This window comes from Exiguobacterium sp. 8A, assembly GCF_902506275.1.
Classification (GTDB): domain Bacteria; phylum Bacillota; class Bacilli; order Exiguobacteriales; family Exiguobacteriaceae; genus Exiguobacterium; species Exiguobacterium profundum.
This window is the reverse complement of the sequence record NZ_LR733630.1, coordinates 818,942-832,746: the sequence shown is the minus strand read 5'-3', so window position 1 is coordinate 832,746 and position 13,805 is coordinate 818,942. Positions and strand designations below refer to the sequence as shown.

General features: G+C 48.0%; 17 protein-coding genes. 12 read left to right on the top strand and 5 right to left on the bottom strand.

The features are described 5' to 3' along the window. Positions 1-34: 34 nt before the first annotated feature. Positions 35-916, bottom strand: a complete 882-nt coding sequence (locus GVY42_RS04295; protein WP_159562433.1) for a chemotaxis protein CheV — start codon at positions 914-916, stop codon at positions 35-37. Positions 917-1,138: 222 nt separating this feature from the next. Between GVY42_RS04295 and GVY42_RS04290 the strand changes: the two genes are divergently transcribed. From GVY42_RS04290 to GVY42_RS04250, 9 genes are all read left to right on the top strand, one after another. After that, positions 1,139-2,575, top strand: coding sequence for an NADP-dependent glyceraldehyde-3-phosphate dehydrogenase (locus tag GVY42_RS04290; RefSeq protein ID WP_159562432.1), 1,437 nt, complete (start codon positions 1,139-1,141; stop codon positions 2,573-2,575). 108 nt (positions 2,576-2,683) lie between these two features. Then, on the top strand, positions 2,684-3,658 hold the full coding sequence (locus GVY42_RS04285; protein WP_159562431.1) for an MBL fold metallo-hydrolase: 975 nt from the start codon (positions 2,684-2,686) through the stop codon (positions 3,656-3,658). Then, positions 3,655-4,398 (top strand): SDR family oxidoreductase, encoded by a 744-nt coding sequence (locus tag GVY42_RS04280; RefSeq protein WP_159562430.1) that lies wholly within the window; start codon positions 3,655-3,657, stop codon positions 4,396-4,398. Before GVY42_RS04285 ends, GVY42_RS04280 begins: the two co-directional genes overlap by 4 nt. A 14-nt stretch (positions 4,399-4,412) precedes the next feature. After that, entirely contained in the window at positions 4,413-5,588 is a 1,176-nt protein-coding gene (locus tag GVY42_RS04275; RefSeq protein ID WP_159562429.1) for an ABC transporter substrate-binding protein, read from the top strand. After that, complete coding sequence (locus tag GVY42_RS04270) at positions 5,575-6,348, top strand: ABC transporter permease subunit (RefSeq protein ID WP_159562428.1); 774 nt, start codon at positions 5,575-5,577, stop codon at positions 6,346-6,348. The genes GVY42_RS04275 and GVY42_RS04270 overlap by 14 nt, the downstream gene beginning before the upstream one ends. Beyond that, a complete protein-coding gene (locus tag GVY42_RS04265; RefSeq protein ID WP_159562427.1) occupies positions 6,345-7,052 on the top strand; it encodes an ABC transporter permease in 708 nt (235 codons plus the stop codon). The genes GVY42_RS04270 and GVY42_RS04265 overlap by 4 nt, the downstream gene beginning before the upstream one ends. Further along, positions 7,049-7,927 (top strand): ABC transporter ATP-binding protein, encoded by an 879-nt coding sequence (locus GVY42_RS04260; RefSeq protein ID WP_159562426.1) that lies wholly within the window; start codon positions 7,049-7,051, stop codon positions 7,925-7,927. Before GVY42_RS04265 ends, GVY42_RS04260 begins: the two co-directional genes overlap by 4 nt. 1 nt (position 7,928) lies before the next feature. Then, a complete protein-coding gene (locus GVY42_RS04255) occupies positions 7,929-8,510 on the top strand; it encodes a CDP-alcohol phosphatidyltransferase family protein (protein WP_012726514.1) in 582 nt (193 codons plus the stop codon). After that, positions 8,507-9,433 (top strand): NAD(P)/FAD-dependent oxidoreductase, encoded by a 927-nt coding sequence (locus GVY42_RS04250; protein ID WP_159562425.1) that lies wholly within the window; start codon positions 8,507-8,509, stop codon positions 9,431-9,433. Before GVY42_RS04255 ends, GVY42_RS04250 begins: the two co-directional genes overlap by 4 nt. A gap of 13 nt (positions 9,434-9,446) precedes the next feature. Here GVY42_RS04250 and GVY42_RS04245 read toward each other — a convergent pair whose 3' ends face one another. Together GVY42_RS04245 and GVY42_RS04240 are read right to left on the bottom strand one after the other, a co-directional pair. Continuing rightward, positions 9,447-9,800: a hypothetical protein gene (locus GVY42_RS04245; RefSeq protein ID WP_159562424.1), complete on the bottom strand. Its 354-nt coding sequence runs from the start codon at positions 9,798-9,800 to the stop codon at positions 9,447-9,449. Between the two features lie 102 nt (positions 9,801-9,902). After that, a complete protein-coding gene (locus GVY42_RS04240) occupies positions 9,903-10,217 on the bottom strand; it encodes a thioredoxin family protein (protein ID WP_012726511.1) in 315 nt (104 codons plus the stop codon). 123 nt (positions 10,218-10,340) lie between these two features. Here GVY42_RS04240 and GVY42_RS04235 point away from each other — a divergent pair, with 123 nt between their 5' ends. Next, a complete protein-coding gene (locus GVY42_RS04235; RefSeq protein ID WP_159562423.1) occupies positions 10,341-10,889 on the top strand; it encodes a PadR family transcriptional regulator in 549 nt (182 codons plus the stop codon). Positions 10,890-10,894: 5 nt separating this feature from the next. Here GVY42_RS04235 and GVY42_RS04230 read toward each other — a convergent pair whose 3' ends face one another. After that, positions 10,895-11,725, bottom strand: coding sequence for an aldo/keto reductase (locus GVY42_RS04230; RefSeq protein ID WP_159562422.1), 831 nt, complete (start codon positions 11,723-11,725; stop codon positions 10,895-10,897). A gap of 72 nt (positions 11,726-11,797) precedes the next feature. Here GVY42_RS04230 and GVY42_RS04225 point away from each other — a divergent pair, with 72 nt between their 5' ends. Together GVY42_RS04225 and GVY42_RS04220 are read left to right on the top strand one after the other, a co-directional pair. Next, positions 11,798-12,328: an NUDIX domain-containing protein gene (locus tag GVY42_RS04225; protein WP_159562421.1), complete on the top strand. Its 531-nt coding sequence runs from the start codon at positions 11,798-11,800 to the stop codon at positions 12,326-12,328. Positions 12,329-12,440: 112 nt separating this feature from the next. Further along, positions 12,441-12,920, top strand: coding sequence for a Fur family transcriptional regulator (locus tag GVY42_RS04220; RefSeq protein ID WP_012726507.1), 480 nt, complete (start codon positions 12,441-12,443; stop codon positions 12,918-12,920). A 42-nt stretch (positions 12,921-12,962) separates the two neighbouring features. Here the strand turns inward: GVY42_RS04220 and GVY42_RS04215 are convergent, their stop codons facing one another. Next, positions 12,963-13,799 carry a Cof-type HAD-IIB family hydrolase gene (locus tag GVY42_RS04215; protein ID WP_159562420.1) on the bottom strand — a complete coding sequence of 279 codons (837 nt, stop codon included), beginning with the start codon at positions 13,797-13,799 and terminating at the stop codon, positions 12,963-12,965. Between the last annotated feature and the right edge of the window lie 6 nt (positions 13,800-13,805).

Here is a 13,805-nt window from a genome sequence, read left to right as displayed (position 1 = left end):
AAAGTTTGCGACGGAGAAGTCGCAAACTTTTTTATTATCCGACAAATTCATCGAGCGTCGCAATCAACATTCCGATTTCTGGTTTCGTGATTTGAGCGTTCGCACCGACGGCGTCCCCTTTATGTTTCAAGTCATCTGAAATGAGTGACGAGAAGATGATGATTGGAAGTGTTGCGTATTGGTCCATCTCACGAAGACGCTTCGTCAAATGAAGTCCATCCATCTGTGGCATCTCAATGTCGGTGATGAGGAGGTCACACTCGGCACCTTCTTGTTCAAACGCATCGAGTGCCTCTTTCCCGTTATTGAAGACAGTCGTATTGAAGTACCCCGCGTCATCCAACGTGTCGAGAATCAATGTGCGGAGCATTTCTGAATCTTCAGCTAGCCAAATGTTTTTGTTCGAGCGCTCACGAGCGCCGAGTCGCTTCACAGATTCGCGAGCCATGATGTCCTTACGTGACAACTCGAGCGCGATTCGCTCATAATCGAGCAAGATGATCATCTGGTCACCTGTTTTGACGACACCGTTTGTGATGCCTTGAACACCACGTGCGAGATCGGACGGGGTATCAATTTGTTCCCAAGAGATGCGTTTGATCTCGGTTACCTGGTCGACACGAAGAACCGACTTCTCACCGTTGAACTCACAGACAATCAAACGATCATCACTTCCGACTTCACGCGGATGGCTAATGACCATCGGAAGGTCGATGACGGTCATGACTTCACCGCGCAGCTCGATTAATCCCATGATGGCTTCAGGCGTACCTGGGAGTGGCGTCAATGGAAGCATCGTGATAATTTCACGTACTTTCATGACATTGATGCCGAACAAGAACGGTCCAGCTTGGAAAATGACGATTTCAAGTTCGTTCGTTCCTGCTTCAAGTAAAATATTATGATCAGTGCTCAATGGTAGTCCCTCCTATTTCACGTACTCTCATCTTTACTATCGGTATCCAATCGATAAATCTACAGTAAAAATAGTGTCAACTCTCATCAGAATTCACAAAAAGTTTCATAGTAACCGTTTACATCTCATAAACTGAATCGTTATAGTTGTCCAATGCAAAAAAATCTGCATACAATGGGGTTGGCAACGAGATATTACAGCTTACTCAGGAGGCAGATAGAGATGATGAGTATGAACACATATCCATATTTATTGAATGGTCAATGGCAGGAATCTTCAAGCAACGAAACGATTGAACTCGTTTCACCATATAAAGACGAAATCGTAGGTCGCGTTCAAGCGATGTCACGCGATGAAGTCGATGAAGCCATCCATGGCGCAAAACGTGCACAACAAGAATGGGCGGCGCTTCCGGTCAACAAGCGCGCTGAATTATTGTATGCATGGGCAGAAAAACTCGAAGAACGCGTGGATGAGATTGGTCAAATCATCATGCGAGAAGTCGGGAAAAACTTGAACGACGCGAAGAAGGAAGTCGTGCGGACGGCGGAAATCATTCGTTATACGGCTGAAGAAGGAATTCGCTTCAATGGCGGCTTCATGCAAGGCGATTCATTCCCAGGTGGCTCGAAAAACAAGATGGCCATCATCAAGAAAGAAGCGCTCGGTGTCGTCCTCGCGATTTCACCGTTCAACTACCCGGTAAACTTGGCAGCTGCTAAGATTGCGCCGGCGCTCGTCACAGGAAATGCGGTCGTCTTCAAACCAGCGACGCAAGGTGCAATCAGTGGGATCAAGATGGTCGAGGCTCTTCACGATGCCGGTCTTCCAAAAGGTCTGTTGAACCTCGTGACAGGTCGCGGTTCGGTCATCGGTGACTACTTGACATCACACCCAGGGATCGACATGATCACGTTCACAGGTGGAACGGGTACGGGTCAACACTTGTCACAACAAGCGTCGATGGTACCGGTCGTACTCGAACTCGGTGGGAAAGACCCGGCCCTCGTTTTAGAGGATGCAGACTTGACGTTAGCAGCTGACCAAATTGTCAGCGGAGCGTTCTCATATTCAGGTCAACGTTGTACAGCAATCAAGCGCGTCTTCGTCCTTGAAAATCAAGCGGATGAGCTCGTCGATATGTTGAAAGAACGTGTCGCAAAACTTTCAGTCGGTTCACCGGAAGAGAACAGCTTCATCGTTCCTTTAGTTGATGCGAAGACGACGGATTACGTACAGGGTTTGATTGACGACGCCGTCAATAAAAAGGCAACGGTCGTTTACGGTAATAAGCGTGAAGGAAACTTGCTTCACCCGACATTGCTTGATCATGTGACGACAGATATGCGTGTCGCATGGGAAGAACCGTTCGGACCGGTCCTCCCGGTCATCCGTGTGAAATCACTCGACGAGATGATCGCACTCACGAATGAATCGGAGTTTGGTCTTCAGGCGAGCGTCTTCACACAAAACGTCAATAGCGCCTTCACGGTCGCTGATAAGTTAGAAGTCGGTACGGTCCAAGTGAACGGACGGACAGAACGCGGTCCAGACCACTTCCCATTCATCGGTGTCAAGCAATCGGGACTCGGCGTTCAAGGAATCGGACGTAGCCTTGAGACGATGACACGTGATAAAGTGACGGTCATCAACCTATAATATGAATCATTCATGAGGGAGAGACATCTCCCTCTTTTTTGTTTGATTGAAAACGCATCTTTCAGACGGGTATAATGGAGAAAGACAGGAAGAAGGGGTGGTGATGACGTGGCGGACTGGATTTCTAGCCAACTGGCAAGACTCGATATCCCGACACCGTTCGAAGTCGGGAACGTGAACGTATATATCGTTGAACATATGAACCGCTTCTTCATGGTCGATTGTGGACCAGACACAGAAGAGGCGTGGACCTCGTTGAACCGTCAACTTGAAGAGCTTGAACTCTCGTTGGCGGATATCGACTTTTTATTTTTGACACATCATCATGCTGATCATGCCGGACAAGCATGGCGTCTTCGCGACGCATCCATCCCCGTGTACGGGCATGAAAAGCTCGTTCGATACTTAGAGCAAACCCCAAACTTTTTGAAGCGTGGCAATCACTTTTTACATGAATTGGCCGTCTCTTTCGGGGCCCCGGCTCCACTCGTGGAAAAATTACCAGACTATCGCGAAGCGCTTCGCTGGATTGGTCCGACGACTGTCACGATGACGTTCGGGGACGGGCAAGCATTGACCTCGGATGGGGCGTGGCAGACGATCCATTTACCTGGACACGCCAGTGACCAGCTCGGGTTGATTGGTCCCGGAGGAGTCTTGATTGCCGGAGATCACCTCATCGACAAGGTCGAACCAAATCCGCTCATCGAACAGCCGTATGATGACGAAGGATTTGCATCACCCGTCATTCTCTATATCGATTCGCTTAAAAAATTACGCGGGATTGATTTAAAGCTCGTCGTCAGTGGACACGGTGAACCGATTCACCATCCGAATGATTTAATCGAGAGTCGGATTCGCCAACGGTATGAGCGCAGTGAACAATTGCTTGTCGAATGGGAAGATGGACTTAGCGTATTTGATTGGTCAATGAAGTTATATGGTCGAAAGATGCGACGTGGGATGCCGCTCGTCTTCAGTGAAGTGTTTGCACGACTCAGTTTACTCGAGGAACGTGGCGACATCGAGAGACGTCGAGATGATCAAAAATGGATTTATACGAAGAAAGAAGTGATGTCGTGAAACGAGTAGTCATTACTGGTGCGTCAAGCGGGCTCGGTGCCGCATTGGCGCATTCTTTTTATGAACATGGATACAACGTATTGTTGATTGGAAGAAATGAAGAACGGTTAAAAAAGATTGCCGCAACATGTGAAGGGGATTGGATGTGCGCGGATGTCGCAAAGTCAACCGCTCTCGTTCATGATGTGAGCGAACGGTTCGGGAAATTTGACGTATGGGTCAACAATGCAGGCATGGCCGAATTTGATTTTGTGACCGATCAGTCGACGGATGTGATAGAAGAAACGATGCGTGTGAACGCTGTCGCACCGATGCTGTTATCGCGAGATGTCGCCCGCGTGATGGAGCGAGAGGGTATCATCGTCAACATCTGTTCACAGGCGGCGAAAGTACCGACACCTAAGTCAGCCGTCTACGCAGGGTCAAAGGCGGCACTTTTACAGTTTTCGAACGCGCTCAGGCTAGAGTTGAAGCCCCGTGGCATTCACGTTATGACGGTCAATCCAGGACCGATTGCAACGCCGTTCTTTAATCGAGCTGATAAAAGTGGTACATATGCTGAAAGTGTTCAAAGGATCATGCTTGACCCGAAACGATTGGCTGATGCGATTGTCAGAGGAAGTCGTAAGCGAAAACGTGAAATCAATTCGCCGTGGTGGATGAACGTAGGGGCGAATGTGTATGCAATCTGTCCAACCATGTTCGAAATGCTCGCAAAACGGGGATTTGAGAAAAAGTAAAAAGGGGGATTAAGATGAGGAAATGGAGAGTACTGCTCGCAACTGTCATGCTCACATTCGTGGCAGCGTGTGGGAATGAACAGGCAGTTGAGTTTTCGGACTCGTTTGAAAAAGCAGCGACGACGGCAGAAGGGTCGACCGTCAACCTATATATGTGGGGTGGGGACGAGGGCATCAACAGCTACATCGATGACTACGTAGCACCTCGCCTCGAGGAATCTTACAATGTCGAATTGAACCGTGTCGCAATGGATACGGCAGAATTCATTCGACAATTATCACTCGATAAAAAAGCGGACAGACAAGTCGGGACGATTGATGCCGTCTGGATCAATGGCGATAATTTCCGAAATGCGAAAGAGGCTGGTCTTCTTCGAGACGGACTGATGAAACGTGTCCCGAACGCCGAGTTATTAAACGAAACGGCCCAGCAATCAGATGCCGGCACCCCGACAGAGGACTTGGAGCTCGCATGGGGGAATGTACAATTCATCTTGCATTACGATGCTTCGAAAGTGGACAATCCTCCTCAATCGTTTGAAGAATTACGTCGCTGGACTGAAGACAATCCAGGTCGATTCACGTATCCTGAAGTCACAGATTTCACAGGGAATGCCTTCGTCCGCCATCTATTGTATGAACGATACGGTGACGAGTTGGACCAAAAAGCGACCATTGAGGATTCGTTCTGGGATGACTTGAAAGCGTGGTCTCCGAATTTGTGGAAAGACGGACAAACGTATCCAAAGACGCTCGAACAACTCGATCAGCTCTATGCATCGGGAGAAGTTTGGATGACGATGGGATTCAACGAACGTCGAGCCGAGGCGGAAGTGACGGAAGGGATCTTCCCGAAAGAGACACGCGCGCTCGTCCTCGATCACTCCATTGCCTCGACACACTTTTTAGCAGTCCCATTCAATGCCCCGAATCCAGATGGGGCGCTGGTCCTTCTTCAAGAACTGTTGTCTCCTGAAGCACAGCTTGTCAAACAAGGACCAGAATATTGGGGAGACGGCACATCACTCGACTTAACGAAGCTTGACGTGAATGACCAACGAGCGTTTGAAGAATTAGGGGAGGGTGTCACGTACCCAGATTCGGAGCAGTTGCTCGAACGTTCGATTCCGGATTATGGACCGAACGTGATTGACACCGTCCGCGAGGAGTGGCCACGTGTTGCGAAGTAGTGTCGCAGTGACGATCATGGTGTCGCTTCTTCCGCTCACTGCTCTCGTCTTTCTCGCCATAGAGTCAATGGGAACGGATTGGGGCTCGCTTTTAACAGATGAGACGTGGCGCGATAGTTTCGTCACGACGCTTTATGTCGTCAGCGTATCGACCGGTCTATCGCTTGTAATCGGGACGTGGCTTGCAAGAACGGTCGTCCAAAAAGGTTGGCGTTTCCTATCATCTGTACTCCGACTTCCGATGTTTGTTCCTCATATCGCCGCTGCATATCTGTTTTGGCTATTGTTCAGTGGGACGAACGGCATCGGATGGATTGAGGCGAACGAACGAAACTATATCACAGTCATCCTGACCTATATATGGAAGGAGACACCGTTCGTCTTTTTAATGATGCTCGGGACATATGAGCAATTGAATCGGGGTTACGTCGAGATGGCGAAGACGCTCCAACTCTCTCCGTTTGACCAATTCAAACATGGGGAGTTGCCGTTTCTGATGAAACCATTACTCGATTCGGCATGGATACTAATCGCCTTTATCTCGTTCGCATACGAGGTCCCGGCATTGCTCGGCGTGACTTACCCGAAACTCATCGGTGTCCTCGCGTATGAACGACTTTCGACTGGACTCTATTTAGAGGCGACAGAGCCTTATGCGGTCGCCCTCGTCTGGACATGTCTTGTCGGAATCGGCGTATTCCTATCTTACGTATTGACCGCATCCATACGACGCCGAATTGAACGTGGGGTGAGACGATGATTCGACAAGGGCTTATCATCTGTTTGACGTTCATACCGTTTATCAGCCTCTTTTTCGTAGTCCCGACATTTGAAATCGAGAACAACATGGCAATCGTTCATACGATAGGATTGATTGTGATTTTATCTGGGATCAATGTGTGGCTCTCGATGATGTGTGCCTGGTGGTTATTGTGGACAGATTCTAGATGGAAACATGTCATCGAATGGCTCGTCTTTTTACCATTGTTCATTCCGATGCTGGCCACATTGTTTGGCCTCTATCTGATCTTGGCGGAAGCCGGTCTGATTGGGACGTATGTCGGTGTCACCCTTGCCCTGCTCGTCGTGACGATTCCCTATTCAATCCGCCTCGCCTACAACGGAATGGTCGTCATCGGTCGACCACTTTTGGAACAAGCTCGGATTCTGCCATCGAGACGGCGAGTCATGTACGTGCTGTATCCGCTCTTTTCTAGATTGATGCGGACCATCGCGTTGTTCACGACCGTCATTTTGCTCAGTCAATTTGCGCTGATCCAGTTGATTGGTGCGGGATTGATTCCGACCGTGACGACAGAATTGTATCAATCTTATGCGGGAAACAATCGTGGTCTAGCTCTCTCGAACACATGGATGCTCATCCTATTCCCCGTTCTCCTCTATTTCCTGCTCTCAGGATGGGATCGGTATATGGTGCGTATGCTGAAAGGACGTCTTCAATGAGTTTGAATGTACAAAATCTATATAAACAATTTGGAACGAAACAAATACTAAATGGTGTCGACTTCGAGGTTAAACCTCACGACATTCACGCAATCGTCGGTGTGAGTGGTTCAGGGAAATCGACGATTCTACGAATCATCGCAGGTCTTGAGTCGACTGACAGCGGCGACGTGAAATGGAATCACCGTTCTTTAATCCCTGTCCCTGCGCATAAACGGCGCGTGACGATGCTATCGCAAACGGCTTTATTGTTCCCACATTTGACAGTCGGAGAGAATGTCGCGCTCGTGACTCGAGAGCGTTCTCGTAAGCAAGCCGAACATTGGTTACGAGTCGTTCAACTCGGTGACCGATATGATGCCGAGATACACGAACTGTCTGGTGGCGAACAACAACGGGTCAGTCTTGCCCGAGCTTTAGCGGCTGAACCAGAACTACTGTTATTAGATGAACCCTTTACAAACCTTGATCCCAAACTCAAGCTCGACTTGCAGCGTTTTATCCGGGACTTAGTGAAAGAACTCAACTTGACGGCGGTATTGGTCACTCATGATCGGGAAGAAGCGATGCTCATGGCAGACCAGGTGACGCTGATTGATGAAGGCAAGGTGACACGTACGGGGACGGTTGCGGAGTTATACGATACGGCCCCTGGATTCGGTGACTTTGTCATGCTCGATGGAGAACTGCGACCGTTGTCTGAAGTGGAGGTATCCGAAGCGACTGGTGTGTCGGTTCAGTTGATGAAGAAAATTTATCGATTCGGTCAATGTTTCGGGGAATATCAGTTCAAGGATGGACGATCCGTCATGTTACCGACGCGTGAATCGTACCAAACTGGAATGATCTATCGAATTAAACGAAAGGAGGAATAGTATGCTCGATACGTACGGAAGTCGATACGTTCAACCGGTCATCGAACGTGGAGCGAATCGGTTGCTCAAATGGAATTTCACGCCGAACGAAGTGACCGTACTTGGAGGAATCATCGGAATCTCGACCGGAATCTTTATCTATAATGACATGCACTGGACTGCCGTCATCTTACTGTGGCTATCTGGCTTGTTTGATGTTTTAGATGGGACGATGGCTCGAAAATCGAAAACGAGTGGGTTTGGAACGGTGCTTGACCTCGTCCTGGACCGATTCGTCGAATTGTCGGTCGTGATTGCCCTTGCCCTTCGTTACCCGGAATATATGCCTATTTTTCTCATTCTGATTGCTTCATTTGTGATCGCCATGACACTGTTCCTAGCTGTCGGTGCGAGTAGTTCAAAGCGCTCAGAGAAGACGTTTTACTATCAGCCAGGAATTATCGAGCGAACAGAGTGCTTCATTTTGTTCACGTTGATGATTCTCTTCCCAAACTGGGTCGGCGGGATTGCTCTTATCTTTTTATTGCTTGAAGTCATGACGATCACACAACGATTCATTGAGGCGCGGAGGATTTTGCGATGAAACCGAAGTTGGTGTTGGCCGGACTTGGACACGGACAGCTAGAAATTCTCGATCGTATTGAGGAGATATGCAAACATTATGATGTTCGCTTCATTGGAGACTGCCAGACGATTTATACAGGTGCGTTTCCACAAGTGATTGCCGGGCTCATGGATTCAGCTACGGTCCGATCACCTCAACTAGAGCCGGTCGCAAAGCGGGTGCTCTCGATTGACCCGATTCAGCAGACGGTTCAAACAGAAAACGGAATGTTTGAATACGATCAACTCGTTTTAGCCACCGGTGCGAAAAGTCGGGGAATCGGCACGCCACTTAAACCGATGTCACAAGCTTTACTCGACCAAATCGAATCGAGTTCACAAGTGACCATCGTCGGAGGCGGGAAGGCCGGCGTAGAATTGGCGTTCACGTGTGCTCGCACAAAAGATGTGACACTGTATGCAAAAGAGATATTACCAGACGTCTCGGTCCATACTAGAAAGCACATCGAGCGATTGTTGGTCAGAACAGGGGTCATGGTCGTCAAACAGGCGTTTCATGCAGACGCATCGGAAGGGCTTTTATTGGATGCGACGGGGGTTGTTCCCGTGGAATGGTGGACTGAATCAGGGCTTGCAAAACCTGAGAGTTTTATAGAGGTAGACAAATATTTACGTCATCATCATTTTACAAATATATATGTAACAGGAGATATGGCATCCTCCTTAAATGGAGGCGTCGATGCTGTTAGGTCAGGGCGCTATGTCGGCAAACGGTTATTAGAGGAAACAAGTCGACCATTTCGGAGACGTCAATCGATGAATATCTTACTGACGACACCAGGGCGCGCCTTGCTAACATATGGAAAGTTTACATGGCATGGTCGGATTCCATATTATATGAAGCGGTGGATTGACTCGCGGTATGTTCGGCATTACAAGTAGTCGGAGGTTCACGTTATTCGCTTAAAAGATGACCAATCACGTCGTTCGATTCCGATTCAACGAGTACTTGTGGAATCTCGACCGTACGCTGTGAATCAGGGGGGAACGTGACGATCCAGGCACGTGTTCCTTCAAAACGATCATCAACTAAGTCATAACGATCATCGACTGTAATGGATTGAATCGTAGCCCGTTTCCCGTTTTCATCGGTTGGTAGCCAATTCTTATTTTGTAGATAGGTAACAGCACTTTTTATGATAGCCGTCTCGTCATCAGACAGCATGGATGGTGACGTGGATGGTTGTATGCAGCCGACCAACATCAACATGGTGAAACAGAGTGGAGTGTAGAGGCGTGTAAGCATCATGTTCATTCCCCTTTCTCATTTGGTTATTTCTTACAGTATAATTGAGGATGACAGAGGCGTGTACAAAAAAATCCTGCAGTCGATTGGGCTGCAGGATTCAGGTCATGCTTGAATCGTATCGAGGAATGAACGAATTTGCATCTCCGTCTTGGCGTTTGCCGAGTGGAGGTGTTCTTGTTTTACCCCGTCTTTATAGTATAGAAGTGAAGGGATGCCGCGAACTTCTTGTGCATCAGATAGCTCTGGGAGTTCGTCGCGGTCGACGACGTGCCAGTTAAATTGTGGATAGTCCTTGACGAGCTCATCGACATACATGTCCAGACGTTTACAGTCTGGGCACCATGATGTAGTGAAGACCACCATTCCATGATCTTTTGTGGCTTCGTCAAATTGTTGTGATGAATGAATCGGTTGCATAGACAACTCTCCTTTCTTCTATCTATTTTGTCGGGTTTTTAACGGGTCGTCAACAGATTGGCATTCTCGAAACCGTTTGAGAATGTGATACACTAATAAAAATAGCATGAGAAGGAAAAGGTGATGGATATGGCGTTACGTCACGCATTGCTCGGGTTATTGACCCATCAGTCTGCGACCGGGTACGCCTTGAACGCGACGTTCAAGGCGCAGATGATTCATTTTTGGAACGCCCATCATACACAGATTTATCGGGAACTGTTAAAGATGGAAGAAGAGGCACTCGTTTCGGCGGAACATGTCTCTCAACAAGAGTTGCCAGACAAAAAAATATACTCCATCACGGATCGAGGACGAGAAGAGTTAATCAATTGGTTACGTCAACCAACGTCGTTCCAACCGAAAATGAAGGATGAAAACCTCCTGCGTGTCAGTCTGCTTCAATTGTTGCCGGTTGAAGAAGCGGTCCGATATATCGAAGAGACAAAGGCACACCATGAGCAAGTCGCACAACAGATTCGAATGTTTCAAGAAGAACATCAATCGGACGAGGATACACTTGGCTATTTGCTGACGAGCGAGTATGCGATCCGAATGATGGAGAACTATGCCGGATGGGCGGATTGGGCGATCGAACAGATTCAAGCACGCAACGAAAAACACGTGACCTGAGCGGATCAGGTCACGTGTTTTGTGTATGGGTGAACCGGTAAACGAGCGAGTAAGCGATCAAGCACTTCATCATCGGTTTTGGTCTCAAATGCACGAATCGTTTCGTTCAATTGCTTGACTGAAGAGGCGCCTGGTAAGACGACGTCACAGAACCGTCTTGCGGCTTCGAGTGCATAGGCTTGAATCGGCGTCGGCATCATCGCCAATTCACTTGCGAGTTCCTCTTTTCGCCACGTCTCAAATCCCTTATCTCCGAGACGAGTCTCCCATTCATCCGTTAATAGGCCTTTGGCAAGAACCCCTCGACCGACGATGGGGATTGAAATGTTGAGCGTCTCTGCCCGGCGGTCGAGTAGGGAATACGGTGTCATGAGAACATCGAGGGCACCGGATTTGACCCAATGGTTGATGACGTTCGGACGAATCGACGAGAGTCCGATTTGTCGGATTAGACCATCTCGTTTTTGTTTTTGTGCCCATTCAATCGTTGCGTCGAGGTCATCCTCGAGCGTGCCGCCATGTATATAATATAAATCCAGATAATCGGTTTTCAATCGCTCGAGCGATCCGTGCAATGCTTCCTCTAAATAGGACGGATCAGGATTCCAACGCATGCCCTCCTCAGTCAATTCGTTGCCACCTTTACTCGCCAAAAATAAGTGTTGTCGCTCTTGACCCAACGTTTCCCCAATCACACGCTCGACAGCTTGTCGTTCATAGACGTCTGCCGTATCGATATGGCGAATCCCCGATTGAATGGCCGTTTCCAGGATAATCTTTGCCTCTTTCTCCCCATGTTTCAAAATCGTCATCGTTCCGAGTCCGAGTTCACTCATTTGGATTCCTCCTTGTTCGAAATGTAGGTTTGACTCATAATCAGAGTATATCGAAAAGTGAGGAGTAATCATATGGAAGAAAAAACGATTGAGCGGGAAGTCATTTATCAAGGCAAAATCTTCGATGTGGAAAAGCATGTCGTTTCCCTTCCGAACGGAAACACGTCTGTACGTGAACTCGTCTATCATAACGGAGCCGTCGCTGTACTCGTCATTGATGAATCGGACAACATCGTCATGGTGGAGCAGTACCGAAAAGCGTTTGAATCGATGTCGCTTGAGATTCCAGCCGGTAAGTTGGAAAAAGGGGAAGAGCCGATGGCGAGTGCCGAGCGCGAGCTCGAAGAGGAGACGGGCTACACGGCGGAATCGCTTGAAAAGATTTTTTCTTTCTACGGGGCACCCGGGTTCTGCAGTGAGCGGGTCGATGTATATGTCGCAAAAGGGTTATCTGCCGGTGAGATGAATTTAGACGAAGATGAATTTTTAAATGTGAAACGATACTCATTTGATGAAGCCGTCGATTTACTGGACCGAGGCATCATTACCGACGCCAAGACAATTATGGCAATCCAATGGTGGCAATTGTCTAGATTGAAATAATTCTAATCTAGGTACTTATATGATAAACTTACATAGTAATGATTTTAAATTGAAAATTGAGTAAAACTTCGGTATGCTTTGAGTAGTGAACTATGTAAAGAGGGGGCGCCTTATGGAAACGCGAATTGAACGAATTAAACAGCAATTGAGCGCCAAAGGATATAAATTAACACCACAACGTGAATCGACGGTACGTATCTTACTTGAGAATGAGAGTGACCATTTAAGTGCGGAGAACGTCTTCATGCTCGTGAAAAGCATCGCACCAGAAATTGGACTCGCAACGGTTTATCGCACATTAGAATTATTGACAGAGCTCGGCGTGGTCGATAAAGTCAACTTCGGTGACGGAGTTGCACGCTTTGACTTACGTCCAGAAGGGGCGAACCATTCGCACCACCATCTCGTCTGTGTCGAATGCGGCTCGGTCGAGGAAATCATGGAAGACTTGCTCGTCGATGTTGAGAAAAAAGTCGAGAGTAAATACGAATTTTTGATTAAAGACCATCGCTTGACGTTTCACGGTATCTGTAAAGTATGCCAAGCAAAAGGCGTCACACTCGAAGGTCATAAAGCAGTCATCAACGGTTAATGCAGAAAGGACAGACGACCCCAACAGGTCATCTGTCCTTTTTCAATGTGTGATATATCGCTCAAGAATCTTCGAGATCCCATCGTCGTTGTTTGATGTCGTGACCTCACTCGCAATGTCGATCAATGCATCGACGGCATTTCCCATGGCAATCCCAATTCCTGCGTATTCAATGATTGAACGGTCGTTATGACCATCTCCGAAAGCGATGACGTGGTCACGATCGATACACAACTCCTCGAAGACGTGACGCAGCGCCTTCGCCTTATCAATGCCGAAATCGGTGAATTCATAATACATCGCCGCTGTGAACATACTCGTGACCCGACCTGTGAAAGGGCCAGCTAATGCAGTTGCATTCTCTCGTAAGTATGAAGGCTCGCCAGCAACGAGAATCTTATGGACGGGGAAGTCGATAATCTCGATTAAGTTCGGTTCTTCTCGCAATTGGAACTGACCGCCTCTCGATTCATATTCGATGATGTTAATCAATTTTCCATTCACTTCAAGTTGTCCCTCGAAAACGTCGCGCACATACATATACGTATCATCGTTAATCATTGGGATGACCTCGTAGTGCTCTAAGTGCTTTAAGATTGAGCGAACATCCTCGATTTGCATTGCTTGTTCAAAAAGCGTGTCGCCTGTAGAAGCGTCCGTGACACATGCTCCATTAGAAGAGACAATCAACCCGCCGAACTCGTTCAATTTCAACTCTTGTGCATAGCGAATCATCCCTCGCTTTGGACGTCCTGACGCAAGCACCACTTTGACACCTTGCTCTTGCAATGCAAGTAGCGTGCGCTTCGTCTGTTCCGTGATGATTTTCTCGTCATTTAACAGCGTTCCGTCTAAATCAAGTAAAATTGCCTGGATCATGTGTGT

What these genes read in the sequence shown, in the direction of transcription:
- GVY42_RS04290 (WP_159562432.1), top strand. Translation starts at nt 1,139, where the DNA reads ATGATGAGTATGAACACATATCCATATTTATTGAATGGTCAATGGCAG.
- GVY42_RS04275 (WP_159562429.1), top strand. Translation starts at nt 4,413, where the DNA reads ATGAGGAAATGGAGAGTACTGCTCGCAACTGTCATGCTCACATTCGTG.
- GVY42_RS04265 (WP_159562427.1), top strand. Translation starts at nt 6,345, where the DNA reads ATGATTCGACAAGGGCTTATCATCTGTTTGACGTTCATACCGTTTATC.
- GVY42_RS04260 (WP_159562426.1), top strand. Translation starts at nt 7,049, where the DNA reads ATGAGTTTGAATGTACAAAATCTATATAAACAATTTGGAACGAAACAA.
- GVY42_RS04255 (WP_012726514.1), top strand. Translation starts at nt 7,929, where the DNA reads ATGCTCGATACGTACGGAAGTCGATACGTTCAACCGGTCATCGAACGT.
- GVY42_RS04250 (WP_159562425.1), top strand. Translation starts at nt 8,507, where the DNA reads ATGAAACCGAAGTTGGTGTTGGCCGGACTTGGACACGGACAGCTAGAA.
- GVY42_RS04245 (WP_159562424.1), bottom strand. Translation starts at nt 9,800, where the DNA reads ATGATGCTTACACGCCTCTACACTCCACTCTGTTTCACCATGTTGATG.
- GVY42_RS04240 (WP_012726511.1), bottom strand. Translation starts at nt 10,217, where the DNA reads ATGCAACCGATTCATTCATCACAACAATTTGACGAAGCCACAAAAGAT.
- GVY42_RS04235 (WP_159562423.1), top strand. Translation starts at nt 10,341, where the DNA reads ATGGATATGGCGTTACGTCACGCATTGCTCGGGTTATTGACCCATCAG.
- GVY42_RS04230 (WP_159562422.1), bottom strand. Translation starts at nt 11,725, where the DNA reads ATGAGTGAACTCGGACTCGGAACGATGACGATTTTGAAACATGGGGAG.
- GVY42_RS04225 (WP_159562421.1), top strand. Translation starts at nt 11,798, where the DNA reads ATGGAAGAAAAAACGATTGAGCGGGAAGTCATTTATCAAGGCAAAATC.
- GVY42_RS04220 (WP_012726507.1), top strand. Translation starts at nt 12,441, where the DNA reads ATGGAAACGCGAATTGAACGAATTAAACAGCAATTGAGCGCCAAAGGA.
- GVY42_RS04215 (WP_159562420.1), bottom strand. Translation starts at nt 13,799, where the DNA reads ATGATCCAGGCAATTTTACTTGATTTAGACGGAACGCTGTTAAATGAC.